The sequence below is a fragment of the Streptomyces sp. NPDC058157 genome, assembly GCF_042884105.1.
In the GTDB taxonomy this organism is placed as follows: Bacteria; Actinomycetota; Actinomycetes; order Streptomycetales; family Streptomycetaceae; genus Streptomyces.
Genome location: NZ_JBHVUQ010000416.1, coordinates 617 through 1,893, shown reverse-complemented (window position 1 = coordinate 1,893; position 1,277 = coordinate 617). Strand labels below are relative to the sequence as shown.

General features: G+C 77.8%; 1 protein-coding gene. It reads right to left on the bottom strand.

Annotation, left to right across the window (positions count from 1 at the left end; genetic code table 11):
- Positions 1-1,277 (bottom strand): serine/threonine protein kinase (locus ACFVXK_RS38475; RefSeq protein WP_389622016.1); only part of this gene is annotated, 1,277 nt, incomplete at both ends.

Below are 1,277 nucleotides of genomic sequence, written 5' to 3'. Positions count from 1 at the left end.
CCTCCCACACCAACGCCAGGCCGATGCTGTCGCGCCCGTCACGGCCGAGTGCGACCAGCTTCCCGTCCGGGCTGAACGCCACCGCGTTCGGCTGCGCCGGCGTGTTGCCCTGGGAGGCGGAGACCACCGTGACCACCTCCCGGTGGGAGGCCGCGTCCCACACCGTGACGGCGGCCCGGCCGTGCTCGCGCTCCTTGTCGTCACGGCTGCGCAGGTCGGGGGGCAGGCTGTAACTGGCGGCGAAGAGGCCGCCGGTGCGGGAGAAGGTGACGGCGTCGGCGGCGCCCAGGGCGCGGTCCACCGCCAGCACACCCACCTGCTTCCCGGCGGCCGGGTCGATCAGGACGACCTTGTTCTTCCCGCCGGTCGCCAGGAGCCTGCCGTCCGGGCTGTACGCGATCCCCCTGCCGTCGCCCGTCTCACGGCCCACCTCGACCAGCGCGCCCGCCGTCAGCTTCACGACGGCGGCCGCGGAGTCGGAGCTGGTGGACCCCTGGGCAGCGGTGGCGGGCCGGCTGTCGTCCGAGGCCGCCCGGATCCCCATCGGCACCCCGACGGCGGCGAGGGCGGCGAGGCCCGCGGCCGCCAGCAGCGCACGCCGTCCCGGCCGTCCCGGCTGTGCCCCGGTGCCGGTGTGGGCGTCGGCCGCGGCCTTCCGCTCCCCGACCATCTCCACGAGGGTGGGCGGCAGCCAGTCGCCCCGCTCCGGCCCGGCCAGACCCCGCACCAGCTCACCGAGGTCCGGACGGGCCTGCGGGTCCTTGGCCAGGCAGGCGGCGATCAGACCGTGCAGCGGTTGCGGCACCCCCGCGAGGTCCGGCTCCTGCGTCACCACGCGCAGCAACGCGTCGGAGCCGGGCCCGGCGCCGAAGGCGTTGCGGCCGGTGGCGGCGTACGCGAGGACGGCGCCGAGGGAGAAGACGTCCGAGGCCGGGACGGCCGCGCCGGTGCGGACCTGCTCCGGCGCGAGGAACACGCCGCCGGGTGCGGCACCGACCGTCCGGGACGGGTGCGCGGCGTCCCACAGCCGGGCGAGCGCGAAGTCGGTCAGCCGCGGACCGTCGTCGGCGAGGATCACGTCGCCCGGGGTGAGGCCCCCGTGCAGCAGACCGGCCGCGTGCACCGCGGTCAGGGCCTCCGCCAGCCCGGACCCCAGCGCCCGCAGCGCCTCCTGCGGCAGCGGCCCGTGCGCCGCCACCGCCTCCCGCAGCGACGGGCCGGGGAAGTAGGCGCTCGCCACCCCCACCGCGTCCCCGTCGGCGGCGGCGTCCACCACC